General features: G+C 71.3%; 4 protein-coding genes. 1 reads left to right on the top strand and 3 read right to left on the bottom strand.

Annotated elements, in window-relative coordinates; translation table 11 throughout:
• The 3 genes from G6026_RS03905 to G6026_RS03895 all read right to left on the bottom strand — a co-directional run.
• Positions 1-313, bottom strand: a 313-nt coding sequence (locus G6026_RS03905; RefSeq protein WP_182612309.1) for a DUF1990 family protein, incomplete at its 3' end; no start/stop codon positions are given.
• Positions 310-909, bottom strand: coding sequence for an aminoacyl-tRNA hydrolase (pth, locus tag G6026_RS03900; protein WP_182612308.1), 600 nt, complete (start codon positions 907-909; stop codon positions 310-312). The genes G6026_RS03905 and pth, both read right to left, overlap by 4 nt.
• A gap of 70 nt (positions 910-979) precedes the next feature.
• The gene (locus tag G6026_RS03895) at positions 980-1,876 is read right to left on the bottom strand and encodes a LysR family transcriptional regulator ArgP (protein ID WP_182612307.1); all 897 of its coding nucleotides are present in this window, start codon (positions 1,874-1,876) and stop codon (positions 980-982) included.
• A 67-nt stretch (positions 1,877-1,943) separates the two neighbouring features.
• On the opposite strand from G6026_RS03895, the gene G6026_RS03890 reads away from it, so the two are divergent.
• A partial coding sequence (locus G6026_RS03890; protein ID WP_182612306.1) for a LysE family transporter occupies positions 1,944-2,387 on the top strand: 444 nt, incomplete at its 3' end.

The raw sequence follows: 2,387 nt of genomic DNA, 5'->3' as shown, positions 1-2,387 counted from the left end.
CGCGCTCGACCAGGAACGACTCCCGGCCTGTCTCGGGGTGGCCGGGAAGCGCGAGGTAGGTGAAGCCGCGGGCGGTGGGGCTGTCGATAACGGACGTGACCTCGCACGGCGCCGCGATTCTGAGCCACGCCCCCGGCCCGGTGCGCGGACGGAGCGTGACGGTGCGGCCGACCGTGGCGGGACCGTCGGAGACGACGACGAGGCCGGCGCGGCGATGCATGTCCCAGGTGAACAGTGCGCGGCTCGCGCGGTCGAAGAGGTCGGCCCCGGAGCCCAGAACGGCGTCGCGTCGGAACCGCCGGGGGCGGCTCACGCGGAGTGGACCTGGTTCTGGGCGGTCTCCAGTCCGTGGGTGAGCAGGAGCTCGACCGCGTCGGCGGCGTCCTGCACCAGGAACGGCACGTCGGGCTGCTCGAGCTTGGAGAAGCGCTTGAGCACGTAGTCCGCCACGGCCATGCGCCCCGGTGGCCGGCCGACCCCCGCGCGGACCCTGATGTAGTCCCTGGTGCCCAGGGCTGCGGTGACCGAGCGGAGCCCGTTGTGCCCGCCCTCGCCCCCGCCGCGCTTGAGACGGACCTGTCCGAAGTCGATGTCGATCTCGTCGTGCACCACGATCACGTCGGTGGGCGCGACGGAGAAGTACTTGGCCACCGCGGCGACGGGCCCCCCGGACAGGTTCATGTAGCTGCGCGGCCGGGCCAGGATCACGGCCTGGTCGGCGACCCGCGTCTGGGCCACCTCGCAGTTGGTCCGCTTGTGTGTGGAGAAACTCGCCGGCATGGGCAGGGCGCGGGAGGCCAGCTCGAGCAGCACGTCCCAGCCGATGTTGTGGCGGGTCCCCTCGTAGTCGGGACCGGGGTTGGCCAGGCCCACCACGAGTCGGGGCCCGGGGGTGTCAGGGGTACTCACGGTCTCATGGTCCCAGACCGGGTCGGTCGGCGGCCCACCCCGGCCCTCCCGCCCCGGCCCGCTCACCTCGTCAGGGTCGCAACTCTGCGCTGGCCGTCTCGAGCACCGCGGCGGTCAGGGCGTCGAGGCCGGGCGACTGGAGTCTCCAGTGTTGCCAGAACAGCGGGACGTCGAGGGGGCGGTCGGGAGAGACCTCGGTGAGCTCACCGGAGACCAGCCACGGGGTGGCCAACTGTTCGGGGACCAGGCCCCAGCCCAAGCCGGCGGCGATGGCACGGACGTGGTCGTGCGAGCTGGGGACGAAGTGGCGGGGGCCGGTCGGTTCGCGTCGCGCGAGCCGACGGTAGTGGAGTTCCTGGTGGGCGTCGCTGCGGTCGAAGTCGACGATGGGGGCCCGGCCCAGCGCGGTCGTGGGCGAACCGTCGCGCAGGTGCCGGGCCACGAATCCGGGACTGGCGCACGCGAGGTATCGCATCGACCCCAGGGGGAGTGACCGACATCCCTGGACGGCCCGGGACTCGCTGGTCACCGCCGCCATCACTTCGCCGCGACGGAGGAGCTGGGAGGACAATGACTCGTCCTCGCGGCGGAGGTCGAAGACCACCTGGCCCGAGCCGTGGACCTCGGTCATGGCGTCGAGAAACCAGGTGGCGAGCGAGTCGGAATTACACGCCACCGCCAGGACCACGTGCTCCGACGGGGTCTCCGCTCCGTCGAACTCGCGGGACAGGGACTCCTCCAGGTGGAGCATCTGACGTGCGGTCCTGAGCACCGTCTCGCCGGCATCGGTCGCCGTGACGGGACGGTCCCTGCGGACCAGGATGCGGCCGGCGGAATCTTCCAGCGACCGGATGCGCTGAGACACCGCCGACTGGGTGACGTGGAGATGGGCGGCGGCCGCGTCGAAGGAGCCGAGGTCGACGACGGCCACGAGGGTACGCAGGTGATCCAGATGCAGTGCGTGCATAAGTCTGGCTAATGCTAGCTGAAGAACTGTAGTAGCACTGCAGACCGCGCGGATCTAGCGTGAGTGCGTGACCACCACCTCCACCCTCCTCATGGGCGCCGGTATGGGCCTCGGGCTCATCGCCGCCGTCGGCGCCCAGAACGCCTACGTTCTCCAACGCTCGATTCGCGGAGACGTGGCGATGGTCCCGATCGTCCTGTTCTGCGTCGTGTCCGAGGCCGCCCTGCTCCTGCTCGGTGTGGCGGGGGTCGGGGCGCTGGTCGAGTCCGCGCCCGCCGCCCTCACCGTGATGACGTGGTTCGGGGTCGTCTTCCTGCTGGCCTACGGCGCCGTTGCCGCGTCCCGGGCCCTCCGGCCCGGCAGCGGGCTGCAGGTGGACGGGGACGCGCGCGTCCCCTCGACCCTGGGCGCGGTCGCGGCGTGTGCGGCGTTCACCTGGCTCAACCCTCACGCCTACCTCGACAGCGTGGTCTTCCTGGGGACCCTGGCCAATCAACAGGCCGGGGACCTC

Source organism: Dietzia sp. DQ11-38-2, assembly GCF_014145055.1.
Lineage (GTDB): Bacteria > Actinomycetota > Actinomycetes > Mycobacteriales > Mycobacteriaceae > Dietzia.
Note: the sequence above shows the minus strand (reverse complement) of the source record. Positions and strands in the feature narration are given on the sequence as shown.

What these genes read in the sequence shown, in the direction of transcription:
- G6026_RS03895 (WP_182612307.1), bottom strand. Translation starts at nt 1,876, where the DNA reads ATGCACGCACTGCATCTGGATCACCTGCGTACCCTCGTGGCCGTCGTC.